Annotated in this window: 9 protein-coding genes; 7 read left to right on the top strand and 2 right to left on the bottom strand. The window is 47.5% G+C overall.

What is annotated here, in order from left to right:
* The first annotated feature begins 149 nt into the window (after positions 1-149).
* The 4 genes from HGH47_RS03445 to HGH47_RS03430 all read left to right on the top strand — a co-directional run bounded on the left by HGH47_RS03445 (position 150) and on the right by HGH47_RS03430 (position 7842).
* The gene (locus HGH47_RS03445) at positions 150-2624 is read left to right on the top strand and encodes a hypothetical protein (protein WP_432910394.1); all 2475 of its coding nucleotides are present in this window, start codon (positions 150-152) and stop codon (positions 2622-2624) included.
* Between the two features lie 8 nt (positions 2625-2632).
* On the top strand, positions 2633-3622 hold the full coding sequence (locus HGH47_RS03440) for a glycosyltransferase family 2 protein (protein ID WP_432910391.1): 990 nt from the start codon (positions 2633-2635) through the stop codon (positions 3620-3622).
* Between the two features lie 90 nt (positions 3623-3712).
* Positions 3713-7144, top strand: coding sequence for a DNA polymerase III subunit alpha (gene dnaE / locus HGH47_RS03435; protein WP_432910388.1), 3432 nt, complete (start codon positions 3713-3715; stop codon positions 7142-7144).
* Between the two features lie 557 nt (positions 7145-7701).
* On the top strand, positions 7702-7842 hold the full coding sequence (locus HGH47_RS03430) for a hypothetical protein (RefSeq protein WP_432910386.1): 141 nt from the start codon (positions 7702-7704) through the stop codon (positions 7840-7842).
* A gap of 186 nt (positions 7843-8028) precedes the next feature.
* Here the strand turns inward: HGH47_RS03430 and rpiA are convergent, their stop codons facing one another.
* Together rpiA and HGH47_RS03420 are read right to left on the bottom strand one after the other, a co-directional pair.
* Complete coding sequence (rpiA, locus tag HGH47_RS03425; RefSeq protein ID WP_432910383.1) at positions 8029-8760, bottom strand: ribose-5-phosphate isomerase RpiA; 732 nt, start codon at positions 8758-8760, stop codon at positions 8029-8031.
* A complete protein-coding gene (locus HGH47_RS03420; protein ID WP_212565543.1) occupies positions 8753-10228 on the bottom strand; it encodes a type I 3-dehydroquinate dehydratase in 1476 nt (491 codons plus the stop codon). Before HGH47_RS03420 ends, rpiA begins: the two co-directional genes overlap by 8 nt.
* A gap of 368 nt (positions 10229-10596) precedes the next feature.
* Here HGH47_RS03420 and xseB point away from each other — a divergent pair, with 368 nt between their 5' ends.
* The 3 genes from xseB (at position 10597) to HGH47_RS03405 (ending at position 14422) form a co-directional block, all read left to right on the top strand.
* Positions 10597-10830, top strand: coding sequence for an exodeoxyribonuclease VII small subunit (gene xseB / locus HGH47_RS03415; RefSeq protein WP_432910380.1), 234 nt, complete (start codon positions 10597-10599; stop codon positions 10828-10830).
* Positions 10831-10832: 2 nt separating this feature from the next.
* Positions 10833-12797 (top strand): DNA mismatch repair endonuclease MutL, encoded by a 1965-nt coding sequence (gene mutL / locus HGH47_RS03410; RefSeq protein ID WP_432910377.1) that lies wholly within the window; start codon positions 10833-10835, stop codon positions 12795-12797.
* Between the two features lie 77 nt (positions 12798-12874).
* Positions 12875-14422, top strand: coding sequence for a helicase HerA-like domain-containing protein (locus HGH47_RS03405; RefSeq protein WP_432910374.1), 1548 nt, complete (start codon positions 12875-12877; stop codon positions 14420-14422).
* Positions 14423-14929: the final 507 nt, after the last annotated feature.

Here is a 14929-nt window from a genome sequence, read left to right as displayed (position 1 = left end):
GTTATAAATAATGCGGTTAGGTCTATATTTTTTCTGCGAAACGGTGTATACTACGTTCAGGAAAATAGGTAAAGTGAGATTATCTAAAAAGATAACGAATGAATCGGGATTTTTATTTTTATAGAGGACTTTTTTATAGGAGGCTGAATATGAAAAGATTATGTGTAAGCTTTGTAAGCATTCTTTTTGCCGCGCTGTGCCTTGTGTTTACGGCATGTAACGGTATGACCGCCGGAAATGAGACCGGTACTGTGAGAATTGTTATCGGGAGTGGGGATGCCCGTGCCGTTGATCCTGCCAATGGGCTACCCCGTTTTGACAATACTAATACGGAAATAACCGTTACCGATGCGCATAGTGGTACACGACTGGCACAAGGGACAACATCTGTTACGCTTCATGTTGCCATCGGAAAGATAATTAAAGTAGAGGCTGCCGTTAAAACGGCAGCAGGGGAATGGAGCGGTTCGGTAGTACATACCGTTACAGCCGGAAACAATGATGTTGCCGTAAGGCTTTCAAAAACGCCAAAGAGCGTGGGGAAGATCCTTTTCAGTGTTGTAGCCGATAATCCTGCAAATCCCGAAATTACTTTGAAGCTTGGAGCTAAAGAACTTCTTACAAATGTTAACATCGGTGGCAATTATATATTACCGGTAACGGCACGGGACGGTATTGGACGGATATATGTGCTGTATGATAAGGGCGGTTCAAGGTATCTTAGCCGCTTTGATGCCGAAGGTAAGAAAGATAACGGCTTTGAGACTGCTATCACAGCTCTGTTGCCGCCTGCCGGTACTCTTACTTCTCCGGCTATGATAACTATGACGGTTGATCCTAAAACAAATACTATTTTTTTAATCAATAGAGCTAAACAAGCCTATGCGCTAAAAGAAACCGGGCATAATACTTTTACCCGTTCTAATGCGTATAATCTCACCGGTTCGTCTATCAGCGCCGTTGACGACATAACCGTAGCTGCTGCATATAACAATATTCTGTTTTTAACGGCGGCAAGTCCATCTTACGGAAATAAGCTCATCGCCTATGAGGCGGCGTTGTCCGGTTCTGCCTTAACGCTTACAGAAAAGGTTGTAAAGACGCTTCCTAGCCTTCGCCCACCCAGCGCCGTCGTCAATAATAACACTGCGTGTACCGGCCTCTTTGCCGACCAAAACCGCGTGTACTGCCTGCTTAAAGAACAAAGATTGGGTCATGAAAAGTATGCACTTGGGCAGCTCGTCCGTTATACCTATTCCGGCGGTGCGCTTAACGATGAAACCAAGATAGGGCTTAATCCCAAAGCCGACAATCCGGATTTAGGCCTTGCTTTCGACGGCAATTATTTTTCCAATCCGATTGGTTTTATCGGCTATGACGAAGAAAAGATCTACATTGCAGACGATGGACTGGATATTCAGTATGTAAACGAAAACTGGCATATCAAGAGCAACAAAAACCGCATCGCTGCATTTAAACGGAACACAAATGCGATAACCTTCGAAGACACGGCGGCAACGTGGTATGAGCAAAAACCTGAGTACAAATACCCCGATACGAAGATACTGCTGTGGAAGAATGATGGGGGTAATATAACCTATTGGACAAGTGCTGACGGAACAGATCCTTTTTCCCCGGATAACACGCTGTTTGCAGCTTCTGCGTTCGCAAACCCTACTGATATCTTCTGCTATGACCAAGAGGGGAATCTCTACATATTGTGGAAAGATACTTCGAATGATTACAAGGTTAGACGCTTTGAGCTGAAAAACGGCGTTTCTTATGACGGCACTGCAGGAGTAGATTCTCCCGTGATAGGCATTGGACCGCGGATACCTAAATATATTGCGGTAGATATTTCCGATGGGCAAAATTGCTTGTATTACGGAAATGATGACGGCGGTTGGCGGGTATCTAAGTTAATATGGGGTGACAATTTTTCTGGGTTGGGAACTGAGACAAACGTGAACACAAATATAACCGGAGCGATGACTGCCCTTGCCGCAAACAAGGATGGGGTGTTTGTTGCTACGAAAGAGCAAACAGTACCGTCCGCTACCTATACGCTCAAGGTAACAAAGTACAAGAAGGATAGCCCTGACACTTCGGATGTAACGATTGTTTCTTCCGCCATTGCCGAAGATTCGCATACTTATCCTGACTCTTACAACGAGTATAATGAAGCTATTTATGACTTACGGATAGTCGACGGTGTGCTGTATGCTGTTACGTCAAAGATAGAAAAAGGGATGAAAGATAATAGCGGGTATCAACTTGATAGCTTTAAAAACGGCAGTATACTGTATAAAATTGCAGAAACGGCATCATTCTCCGGTAATGCAGAAAAGCGCGCTGAAAAGAATCCCGTACCTCCGGAAGGTATGAATCCGGGAACCGGCTATGGATTCTACCGCTTTATCGCCGTTAAGCCGAAAAAGCTCGTTATTGCTTCGGACAGTGCTTGGGGTAAAGACGGAATTACTGCATCGCATGTTAAAGCTAACAATAACAAAGTTTTTGAATATGACTTAGACAAAAACTTGCTGGAAGAAAAGGATGCTGGCGGGATATTCTCTAAACAATTGCAAAGAGAGCCTTCATCCTCCGGTTTTAACTGGGAATAACCCGTACGATGAGTTTTATTCAACGCTGCGCAGTGCGCTTCGGGCGTGCAGCGCAGCACAAGCCGCTCGTCAGCCTCTGCGTTCCGGTGTACGGGACGGAGGGGCTGGTCGGGCGGTTTTTAGACACAGTGTTACAGCAGGCGGATGCGCCGTTTTTTGAAACTATTATTGTCAATGACGGCAGCCCCGGCACAAAAGAGCTTGAGCGTATCATTAAAGCGTATGCGAAGGAGTTTCGAAAGCAGGGGCTGCCGCTCGTGTTTTTGGAACACGGAAAAAACCTTGGGCTGGTGGAAGCGCGCCGGACGGCAGTGAATGCTGCATCGGGGGAATACATAGCCTTTGCCGATTCTGACGATGAGCTGCCTTCCGATGCGCTTCACATCCTGTACGATGCCGCCTGTGCGTCCGGCGCGGATATTGTGCACGGAAAGGCAGCGGTATTCGGTACGGAAGGGGAACCGGAAGCACGTGTTGCCGTCTTTGCACAAAAAGCGGCGCATGTGTACTTCGGTACTCTTACCGGCGATGCAATTATGCACGGATTTCTGATAGAACACCTCTATTCGGACTTTTTGTGGGGCAAACTTTTTAAAACGAATCTTGTTCAAAAAGCTTTTGCAGAAATCCCCTTTACCTATTGCACCATGGCGGAGGACGTCCTTACCTACTTTTTTATTGCCTTATATGCCGGTATGTATCTCGGCATACCCGATACTGTCTACAATTACTGCATCAACACCGGTGTTACGTCCCGCAAAGAAATCACCGATCTTGCCGAATGGGAAAAAGTGTGTTCCGCCGCCTCGGTCTTTACTATTATTCTTTCGTATTTGGATGAACACCCTGCGCTCGGTACTAAGATACGCGAATCGCTCAAAGCCCTTGGGCGCACCTACCGCACCGATAACCTCAAGCAGCTGGAAGTTTGCGTGGTTCCTTCATTACAAGAAGAGGCACGGGCAATGCTGAATGAGTGGTGGGGAATTATTGATTAAGAATTGTGAATTATAAATGTCAAACTTTTTAGATGCGTTAGCATTTCCCGCCTCTTATCATATACCGACTTTTTTGCTATAGTTTTACCTATGCCTCAAGATTTTGTTCATTTACACGTGCACTCCGACTATTCGCTGTTGGACGGCGCTTCTTCCATAAAACAACTGGTAACAACCGCTAAAAACCTCGGACAAACAGCCCTCGCGCTGACCGACCATGGTAATATGTTTGCTGCCTTGCGCTTTTTCCGTGAATGTAAGGCGCAGGGGATAAAGCCGGTTATCGGCTGCGAAGTGTATGTTGCGAACGGCAGCCGGTTCGGAAAGCCGGAGAATACCAATACCGGTGTCCGTAAATACTTTCACCTTATCCTGCTTGCCGAAACCGAAACCGGCTACCGGAATTTGATGGTGCTGTGTTCCAAAGGCTACACCGAGGGCATGTACTATAAACCGCGTATTGACGAGGAGCTCCTCACACAGTATTCCGAGGGGCTTATCTGCCTTTCAGCCTGTCTTGCGGGAGAATTACCGTCGCTGCTGTTGCAGGGCAAAAAGGCCGAGGCCGAAGCGCATGTCAGACGTTACCGCAGCATATTCGGCATCGACAATTACTTTATCGAGCTGCAAAAGCATGGTATTGCCGACGAGGAGAAGGTTGCGCCGATGCTGATTGAGATTGCACGCAAGATAGGCGTGCCGATGGTGGTAACGAACGACGCTCACTATGCGGAGCAAAAGGATGCGGTTGCGCAGGATATCCTCCTCTGTATCGGCACAAAAAAGAACCGCTCCGACACCAACCGCATGAAGTTTGAAACCGATCAATTCTATCTCAAATCGGCGGAGGAGATGGAACAGCTGTTCCCCGGTTATCCCGAAATGCTGTCCAATACCTGCCGCATCGCGGATCGCTGTAACTTTGAAATTCCGCAGCCGGGGCCGCTTCTTCCCGTGTATCAAATACCGGAAGATTTTGCAACAAAAGAAGAGTACATCACTCACCTCGTGCACGAGGGCTTAAAAAAACGCTACAATCCCGTTACCGAAGAGATGACCCAACGCGCCGACTATGAGCTCGGTATTATCATGAAGATGGACTTTGTCGGGTACTTTCTTATCGTATGGGATTTTATCAACTGGGCGAAGGAGCACGGCATTCCGGTTGGGCCGGGGCGCGGTTCCGGGGCGGGCTCCATTGTCGCCTACGCGATGCGGATCACCGATATCGACCCGCTCAAATACAAACTGCTGTTTGAGCGCTTCCTTAATCCCGAACGTATTTCCATGCCGGACTTTGACGTTGACTTCTGCTTCGAACGGCGGCAGGAGGTTATCGACTATGTACGCAGAAAATACGGTGATGAAAGCGTCGGTCAGATTATCACGTTCGGAACATTGAAGCCGAAAGCCGCAATCAAGGATGTCGGGCGGGTGTTGGAAATTCCGCTCGGCGAGGTAAATGCCATCACCAAAATGATGCCTTCCGATCCTAAGCTCACGTTTGAAAAAGCCTTTGCGGATGTCCCCGAACTCGCCGAAATGCGCTCAGACGCGCGGTACACGGAGCTTTTTTCCATTGCGGAAAAACTTGAAGACCTCAACCGGAACACGAGCCTCCATGCGGCAGGTATCGTTATCGGTAAAACGAAGCTGACCGATTATGTACCGCTGTACAAGGATTCCAAGACAGGCAAGACCGCTTCTCAGTTTACGATGGATTTAATAGAAGACTGCGGTTTGGTAAAGATGGACTTCCTCGGGCTCAAGACGCTGACGCTGATTAAACACACGGAAGACCTGATCAAAAAGCGGGGCCGGGAGTACGCGAACTTCTCCATTGAGCAGATCGATGAGCAGGATGCGGCGACGTTTAAAATGCTCGGTGAAGGAAAGTCCGCCGCGGTCTTTCAGTTTGAAAGTCAGGGTATGCAGAACATTCTGAAACGCGCAAAGCCGGATAAAATAGAAGACCTCATTGCGTTAAACGCTCTCTATCGTCCCGGGCCGATGGCTTACATCGATCAGTTTATCGAATCGAAATTCGATGCATCGAAAATTCAATATCCCGACCCCTGCCTCGAAGACATATTGTCGGAAACCTACGGCGTTATCGTCTATCAGGAACAGGTTATGCAGGTAGCGCAGCGTATCGGCGGCTACAGCCTCGGTCAAGCGGACTTGCTGCGGCGCGCAATGGGAAAAAAGAAAAAAGAGGTTATGGAAAAGGAGAAAACGCGGTTTATCGAAGGCGCCGTAAAGAACAATTTTAAGGAAAAAGACGCCGACCGTATCTTTGAAATCCTGATTCCTTTTGCCGGTTACGGGTTTAACAAGAGCCACGCCGCCGCTTATTCGGTACTGGCGTACCAAACCGCCTATCTCAAGGCGAATTTCCCGGCGGAATTTATGGCGGCAAACCTCACCAACGAGATTACCTCGACGGATAAGCTGCCGGAGTATATCAGTGAAGCGAACAAGATGGGACTTGCGCTTCACGCTCCCGACATCAATACCTCGGAAGAATATTTTTCGGTCTATGAAGGAGATATCGTATTCGGGCTGCTCGGTATTAAGGGGGTAGGGGAGCAGGCTGCCCGCGATATTGTCGCCGAACGCACCGCGCACGGCCCCTATAAGTCGTTTATCGATTTTCTTGACCGGCTGGATTTACACACCGTGAATAAGAAGAACTTGGAAGTGCTCATCAAGACGGGATGCTTCGATAAGCTCGGGCAGAACCGTTCCGAGCTATTGGATAATCTTGAAGCGGCAATGGCGTTCAGCGCACAGAAAAAGGCGGGCTCGGCAGTCGGTCAAACCAGCCTGTTTGAGGATACCGGCATTAAAGAGTTTTCCGATTTTACCTTTAAGCAGGTCAACGATTTGCCGCAAAAAGAAAAGCTTCGTATCGAAAAAGAGCTGATGGGCTTTTATATTTCCGGCCATCCCCTCGATGAGTACAAGAAGGCGATTGACCGCAGCGCTACCCTGGAGCTGATTAATTTCCGGCGTGCGCAGAAAGAAAAGCTGTATACCATCGTCGGGATGATTACCGGTATCCGCCCCTATCAGACTAAAAACGGCAAATGGATGGGCTTCGGCACCTTTGAAGACCGTACCGGAACCATCGATTTAACCTTCTTTTCCAAGGTGTGGGAAGAAAACCGCGCCAATGCGCTGCCTGAAACTGTCTGCGGCCTTATCGGGAAAGTGGACTGCTCGCGCGATACGCCGTCGTTCCTCGTTGAATCGATGGTCAGCATCGATGAGCTGAAAGAGCGTTCGATTAAAGAGGTGCATCTTGAACTTGATCCGCTCATCGAAACCGATTTACAGTTCCAGCCGCTCAAGGATTTCCTCTTCGGCGCGCAAGGCACCTGCGATATTTTTATCCATATTACCGATAACGATACCGTCTATCAGGTGAAGGGCTCTTCGCAGCTGAAAGTATCCTCTTCCGATGAATTTATCGAACAGCTGGGGAAGCAGCCGGGGGTTCTCCAAGTCTGGAAAGAATGAGTCCTTTTGAAAATATACGACGCATCTACTGCGTCATACGGTAAAAAAGTGTCCTCAACGTATCAAAGATACGCCTGCGGTACTTTTTTACCGTATTCCTTGTATCTGCATCGTCTATTTCAAAAGGCTAACGGCAAATGGTATTTCAGAACGGACAAGGATGTCCGTGGTTCCATGCAAAAGCAAGTTTTTTGCCAAAAAAACTTGTCGTTGAAAAGCGTACACGGAAGTACGCTTTTCAACAGCCTGCGGTTAATTTGTGCTCGCGCCTTGTATCTGTACTGTCTATTTCAAAAGGCTTACGGAAGGGCTATATACCCGTATGCCGTTACTGAAAACAATCCTCGACGTATCAGAACCGCCATGGATGGCGGTGTTGCTGCACAGCAGCGTGTTTGCGCAGCAAACACGTAGGTAAAAATGTACAAGGAGGTACATTTTTACCGTGCCTGCGGGTGTTATTCGCTCTGCGCCTTGTATCCGGTACCACTATTTTCAAAAGTGCTGGAAAGACAACGCAGATGCCCGCATATTTGCAAAAGAGGAGGTAATCAATATTGTTAATAGCCGAATATAATTATGAAGAGGATATTGCAGTACAACGTGCAGAAGAACGTGAAATAGCCTTTGCTGAAGGTATAGAACAAGGCATAGAACAGGGGGGCATAAAAAAGTTGTTGGAAGTGCAAAAATTTTAAAGCAGATCCATTCTGATATCGCAATGATTATGCAAGTAACCGGTTTAAGCGCTGAAGAGATAGCAACGCTATAGAGGTATCTTGCTCTATTTTTCGGATAAAGTTGTTTTATCAATTTGTGATGTTTTATCAATTGGTAATGTTTAAGGCAACCGTTTGACTTCCGGTGCGGTTGCCTTTTATCTGTTAGAATTCTTCGATGGTTCCGTTGGCGTTGCTTAAAAAGACGCGCGGAGGTTTTTGGGTAAAAAATCCGTTTTCAATAATGCCCGGTATGGCATTCAGCTCGCTTTCCAATTTTGCCGGATTGATTTTTGTATTGGGCGGCCATTTGATATCCATGATGAAGTTTCCGTTATCGGTGATAACCGGCCCCTTTTTCCGGATGCCATCACGGATAATCATCGAAACATCGTAGCCTTCAAGTTTTTTCATAATGCTGAGCCGTGCTTCCGGTACAATTTCGATGGGGAGCGGAAAATGGACTCCTAAAGTTTTGACGCTTTTTGTTTCATCCCCGATAACGACAAACAGTTCGCTGTTATAGGCGATAATTTTCTCACGCAACAAAGCCGCCCCTCCGCCTTTAATCAGATTTTTTTTGGAATCAATCTCATCCGCTCCATCAATCGTAAGATCCAACGAGCCGTTGATGCGTCCCGAACTGAGGGAAAAAATAGGAATGTTGAATTCCTCGCACGCTATTGATGTCTGAAAACTGGTAGGAACGGCAGCGATGTTTTTTAGCTTCCCTTTTGCAATATACTCAGCCAAGCGTTTTACGGCAGGCATCGCGGTAGAGCCGGTTCCAAGGCCGATTTTCATCCCCGAATGGATGAGCCCTTCGGAAATCAGTTTGTCAATAGCAGCGTGTGCAACCAATACTTTTTGATCTTCAATACTTATCGTATTACTCATAGGAACCTCCTGTAAATAATTCAAATTGTTTATATGCTTGGTACCGAAGCATATTGTATCCGTTACAAATATCGCAGCCGGCAGCTTCGGCACGTTTTAAGAGCGCTGTTTTTTCGGGAGTATAGATAACGTCGAATACCTTTTCGGCGCCCGAAAAACTGTAAAATTCAAGCGGATCTTCATCCTCATGCATACCGACAGAGGTCGCCTGTATAATCACATCGGAATATTTTTTGAGTATACGGATAGAGGCCAAGTCCAAGACCGCCCATCGGAAGTTATACTGTTCTGCCAGCTGTTTTGCCTTTTCCGCAGAACGACCGAAAACGCAGGCTTTCCCATGCAGCAGATGTACGGCATTGGCAATTGCATGCGCCGCTCCGCCGGTACCGATAATAGCGACATGTTTAAACCTTAGGCTCTGAACGTTCAAAAATTCTTGCAAAGCTCGCGAAAAACCGTCGATATCGGTATTGAAGCCTCGCCGTTTGCCTCCGTCAAATAGTACCGTATTCACAGCCCCGCACGCAGTTGACGCGGGGCCGATCGAATCCAAAAAAGGAATAATATCGAATTTAAACGGATGAGTAACCGAAAGACCTGCTATTCCGGTACAATCGGCAAATGCAATAACTTCTTTGCTGTCCGCAGCCGAAATCGGGATATAGACGGCGTTGATATTCTTTCGTTCAAAACCTTTATTGTGAATAGCAGGACTGAGGCTTCTTGTCGTATCCATACCGGCAACCCCGTATATGCTCGTTTTATCATTTATTGTGCGAAAGCGATATAGCTCGTTGAGCGTAATAGGATCGATGAATTCTTGTTCTAAATGGTGTGGTATAATATATTCCCGCGGCATGGTATATACAATTGAAGAATGCAGTTTCGCCGCTAAAATACGAGAAGGAATACCGTACTTGCCCATCGCAATTAATATATTTTGTCCGTTAAGTTGCTGTGCTTGTTTGAAAAGCGCCGTTACATCCGCAAGGCTATCGGCCTTATATGCAATTTTTACAATTTCTTCGTCCGTCCGCCGGATTTCCTGTATTTTAGCAGCGATGTCTTTAATCGGCGCTTTGATACTGTGAACACTGCGGATAATGCCGATGTTAAAGGCTTGCGCCGCCTCTTCCAAACTCGGCGCCTGCACATCGGATTCGAGGTCGAGATATGCAAAATTATTAAGCGGCTCGGTATCCGCAAAGGCAAGCCCGCGGGCAAACAGTGTGATACGGGAGCCTTCCCCGCCTTTGAATGCTCCGCCGTCCAGAAATCTGCGTATGGTTAAGATAGCCGGTATATGCGCAATTTTCGGAAACATACGGATGTGCAGCAACTCTTGCGGGTCAAGAAAGTCTGCCCGCAGCTCAACAATATCGATCCACGGACGGTACCGTTCAATGAGTTGAATATTTTTATCAATTGTATTTTCCGTCAATACAAGGCATATTTTAGGCGCCATATCGATAGTATAGCATAGAATATTGAAAAAGTATAAGGCGTCGCATGCTCTCTTTATCTTACGACGACACGAATGCGTATGGAGCGGAAAAAATCCATTCGAGATAGCAACTTGACAGATATATTTTAATAACAGATAATCAACGGAGCTTACGAATCCCTTTTTATGCAACTTTCGCGCCAATTTTGCCTTATGCTTTGCGTCGGCAAAGCCTCAAACGCGGGTTAAGCAAATGTCAGGGAAACACCGATTAATTCGAATGCGAATTAATCAGCACTTCTTGAGATTGACCTGTCTGAAGGCAGACCGGAACGGAACCGCTCTCCGTGGAGGTTCTGATGCGATTGTCCCTGTTGAAGGAGAATACGTTGAAAAAGTTTGAAGAACGCTTAGCCCGTCTTGAAGAAATCAGCGAAAAAATCAAGAGCGCCGATCTTCCGTTGGAAGAGGCTCTTGCCGCTTTTGAAGAAGGAATAAAACTCGCTAAAACTTTGGAAAAAGATATTGATAAAATAGAAAGCAAGGTACAGATATTGATGAATCAGCCGGTGCAGCCGCAAGATAAGCCTGAACTGGAACTCTTTTCAGTTGATGATGTATAGCAATGGATACCGTATCTCAATCAGCTGATTCCGCCGCCGTCTACAAGCCGGTAAAAGCGCTTGATGCGGAAACAGCGCGGAAGATTGCCGCCGGAGAGGTTATCGACCGCCCCGCAGCCGTTATCCGCGAGCTTTTAGACAATGCAATCGATGCAGGCGCTTCAAAGGTGCAGGTGGAAATCTCGGGCGGTGGTATCGACCGCATTCGGGTTACGGATAACGGCTGCGGAATGAGCCGTGAAGACCTCGCAATCTGTACGGACACTCACACCACGAGCAAAATTTCCACGGCGGAAGATTTGCTTTCCCTGCACAGTCTCGGCTTCCGCGGCGAAGCGCTTTCTTCTATTAAAGCGGTCAGCAATCTGGAGATTACCTCGACGCGAAACGGTCCCGCCGCATGGAAATTGCAGCTGGGAAAGATCCTTCCGGCGCGTCTAAATGCCGGTACGGTGGTGCAGGTAGAAAACCTCTTTGAAAACTTCCCCGCCCGCAAGCAGTTTTTAAAGCGGGCGGCTGCCGAGACTGCGCTGTGCCGGACAATCTTTCTTGACAAAGCCCTGCCGCATTACCACACCGAAATGCGCTTTATCACAGACGGAATGCTCCGTTTTCTCCTTGCTCCTGCGAAGTCGTTGCGGGAACGCTGCCTCGCAGCTTTTTCGTTTAAAGAACCCGAAGCGCTCTTTTTTGAAATCGAAGGAGGCGGTGAGCATTTTTCGTTCCGTATTGTGCTCGGCAGTCCGGATGTCGTTCGCAGCGACAAACGCGCCATCATGGTGTTTGTCAACGGTAGAAGGATTACCGAGTTCGGGCTTACGCAGGCAATCGAGTATGGCAGCGAAGGCTATTTTCCCAACGGTGGACATCCCGTTGCGTTTTTATTCTTAACGGTAGAACCTTCCCGTGTGGACTTTAACATCCACCCCGCAAAAAAAGAAGCACGCTTTCAAGATTACGGCGCCATCCACCATGCCGTTAGCAGCGCCGTCGGCTCCTTCTATCGACAGCATACCGTTGCAAGTCTCTTAAAAGAGAAGTATGATCCAAGCCTTACCCGCCCGCTAAATTTTCAGCACGGTTCTCCGACAGAAGCATATCCACAGCCGCCGCACTCCGACACGACAACTGGCCTGTATGGATACGGTAAAAGCGGTAACCCAGCCGCCGACACCGCAGCCGATGACTATGCTCGATATGAAAAGGCGTACGGAAACGATACCGGTGCACTGTCTGCCGGATACGGCCGCACGTTATCCGGCACCCAAGTGGGCTACGATGACGCACAGGGCGGATACGGTAGCGCATTCCGCCAAATAGCGGCGACAGCGGCGGTTAGCTATTCGGCAAGCGGGCATATTATTCCGCCGCCTGCGGCTACGGGGACGGCAGCGTATTTACAGCCGCCGCCGGATCTTCCTCCGGCAGATTTTAAGCTGCTCGGACAGGTTGCCGGTACCTTTATCGCGGTAGAAAAAAACGATGCGCTGTATTTAATCGACCAACATGCCGCCCACGAGCGGATTATCTTTGAGCAGCTGCGGCACAATACCGGCGGTGTACAGGAGCTGTTAATCCCCTACCGGATTATTACTTCATCGGAAGAAGACGATGCGTTTATCAAAAAACATCAGGGGCTGCTGTGTAAGGCAGGGTTTGCCCTCTCCGATGAAGGTGCAGGCGTATGGCAGGTAACCGCCGTACCGGCACGGTGGACAGGTACGGAGCGTGATCTTATCCGCGACATCACCGGTGTCCGTAAAAATGCCGGTGATATCCTCTATCAGGTTTTAGCCTCAGCAGCTTGCCGCGCTGCCTGTAAGGATCACGCCATCCTCGATCCCGTAACACAGCAGCGCATTGCGGCGCAAGCCTTTGAACTTCCCGAACCAATTTGTCCGCACGGCCGCCCAATCTGGATTGTGCTTACCCGCGAGGAACTCTTTAAACGGGTTAAGCGGACCTAGAGACGAAATTCCATGGCAACTGCATCAAAAATATTTTTAGTGGTTGCCTTCTTTATTACCATTATAAGGAAAGCATTATGAGCGAAGCAATTTTTTTAGGCCGCGGCGAAGCTGCCGTTGAACTTTTACCGATGAGGGCGAATAGACACGGACTTATTACAGGGGCTACCGGTACGGGAAAGACCGTTACGCTCAAAGTAATTGCGGAAGCATTCAGCGATTTAGGTGTGCCGGTGTTTTTACCGGATGTGAAAGGCGACCTGTGCGGTTTTGCCGAAAAAGGTGAATCGAGTGTCAAACTGCAAGAACGGCTCAGTCTCTTGCATATTTCAAACTTTGAATTTAAAAGTTATCCCGTGCGGATGTGGAGTATCTTACAAGAAACGGGACACCCCATACGCACCACGATTTCCGAAATGGGACCGTTGTTACTCTCTCGCCTTTTAGACCTTAACGAAGTGCAAACCGGCGTATTGAATATTGCGTTCCGTGTCGCCGATGAGGACGGACTATTGCTTTTGGATTTAAAGGATCTTAAAGCGATGCTCCATTATATCAGTGAAAATAAGCAGGATTTAAAATTAAAATATGGTAATATCTCCGACACCTCGATAGGAGCAATTCAGCGGAATCTTTTAACGCTCGAAAATGAAGGAGCGGATAATTTTTTCGGCGAACCGGCTTTAGACCTCACTGATTTTTTTAAGCAAACATTCGAGGGACGCGGATATATCAATATATTAAATGCCGTCAAACTGTACCAAAAGCCCATGCTGTATTCAACCTTTTTGCTATGGTTCTTATCCGAGCTTTACGAAAACCTCCCGGAAATCGGTGATGCGGAAAAACCGAAAATCGTTTTTTTCTTTGATGAAGCTCACTTGTTGTTTGATAACGGCTCAAAGATATTGCTTCAAAAGATTGAACAAATTATGCGTTTAATCCGGTCGAAGGGCGTTGCGGTCTTTTTCGTTACTCAAAATCCCGCCGATATTCCCGAAGCTATCCTTGGTCAGCTGGGAAATAAGATTCAACATGCGTTGAGGGCGTTTACCCCTAAGGACGCAAAAGCCATACGCCTTGCGGCCGAGACTTTCCGCGTCAATCCTGCGTTCGACACCGCTCAAGTCATCACACAGCTTAAAACCGGAGAAGCCCTTGTTTCCGTTTTGCAGCAGGACGGCAGCCCTTCCATAACCCAGCGGACACTGATTGCGCCTCCTCACAGTAAAATAGGTGTAATTGATAGCGCTAAAATCACAGCGTTGGTAGAAGAATCTCCCTTGTTATACAAATACAAGGATCCTGTAGACCGTGAATCCGCCTACGAGATTCTTACCAAGCAATTTACCGAACAAGCCGAAGCCGCAACGCGCCAAGCCGAAGAAAAGCAACTCGCAAAAGAAACCGCAGCAAAGGCAAAAGAAGAAGCGGCGCTTATACGAGCCGAAAACGCCAAAGCAAGGGCGGAAGCGGCAAAGTTAAGACTGGAAGAAGCCGCAAAACGGAAAAATCAAAGCACCACAGACCGGTTGGGAAGAATTTTAGTTGACAGCATCACCCGCTCAGTCGGACGGGAAATTACTCGTGGCGTTTTCGGCTCCGTTAAAAAAATGTTCCGTTAACACCACCGCCGTCCATGGTTGTTTTGAACAAAAACTCGAAGCTAACAAATGTACACGGAAGTACATTTGTTAGCGATGGCATCCGGGGCGGGCAACGTGAACATTGTACGTCCTTGTACACGAGGTTTAGACAGTATGCATATTTTCAGAAGGTATCTGATGCTTTTCATACCTTGAATAAGTCGGTGGTAAAGTGATAATATCTTAACATAAAGTTATTAGAGAAAGTTGATATACATAAAAATATTAGCATTTCTCTATAAGCAGGCGGTTGCCGGCTACGCATCCTACAAGTGAAGGATTCCATAATAACAGCGGATTTTTTACTAACTATTCACTGCTATAAGGGCAGTCTCCACAGCATTGAATGTAAGAAATTTCTAAAAACTTATTGCGTCTTTGGCAATTTCTTATAATGCAGTAGTTTGATGTAATCTTGATATTAAAAGGAGATACTTGACAAAATGAATGAAAAAAGTATAATACCCCCCCCCCCCCCCCCCCCCC

The organism is Treponema sp. OMZ 805, assembly GCF_050937395.1.
Lineage (GTDB): Bacteria > Spirochaetota > Spirochaetia > Treponematales > Treponemataceae > Treponema.
Note: the sequence above shows the minus strand (reverse complement) of the source record. Positions and strands in the feature narration are given on the sequence as shown.

Excerpts from the sequence above, each read along its gene's own strand:
- HGH47_RS03445 (WP_432910394.1), top strand. The coding sequence starts at position 150 with ATGAAAAGATTATGTGTAAGCTTTGTAAGCATTCTTTTTGCCGCGCTG.
- HGH47_RS03440 (WP_432910391.1), top strand. The coding sequence starts at position 2,633 with ATGAGTTTTATTCAACGCTGCGCAGTGCGCTTCGGGCGTGCAGCGCAG.
- dnaE (WP_432910388.1), top strand. The coding sequence starts at position 3,713 with ATGCCTCAAGATTTTGTTCATTTACACGTGCACTCCGACTATTCGCTG.
- rpiA (WP_432910383.1), bottom strand. The coding sequence starts at position 8,760 with ATGAGTAATACGATAAGTATTGAAGATCAAAAAGTATTGGTTGCACAC.
- HGH47_RS03420 (WP_212565543.1), bottom strand. The coding sequence starts at position 10,228 with ATGGCGCCTAAAATATGCCTTGTATTGACGGAAAATACAATTGATAAA.
- mutL (WP_432910377.1), top strand. The coding sequence starts at position 10,833 with ATGGATACCGTATCTCAATCAGCTGATTCCGCCGCCGTCTACAAGCCG.
- HGH47_RS03405 (WP_432910374.1), top strand. The coding sequence starts at position 12,875 with ATGAGCGAAGCAATTTTTTTAGGCCGCGGCGAAGCTGCCGTTGAACTT.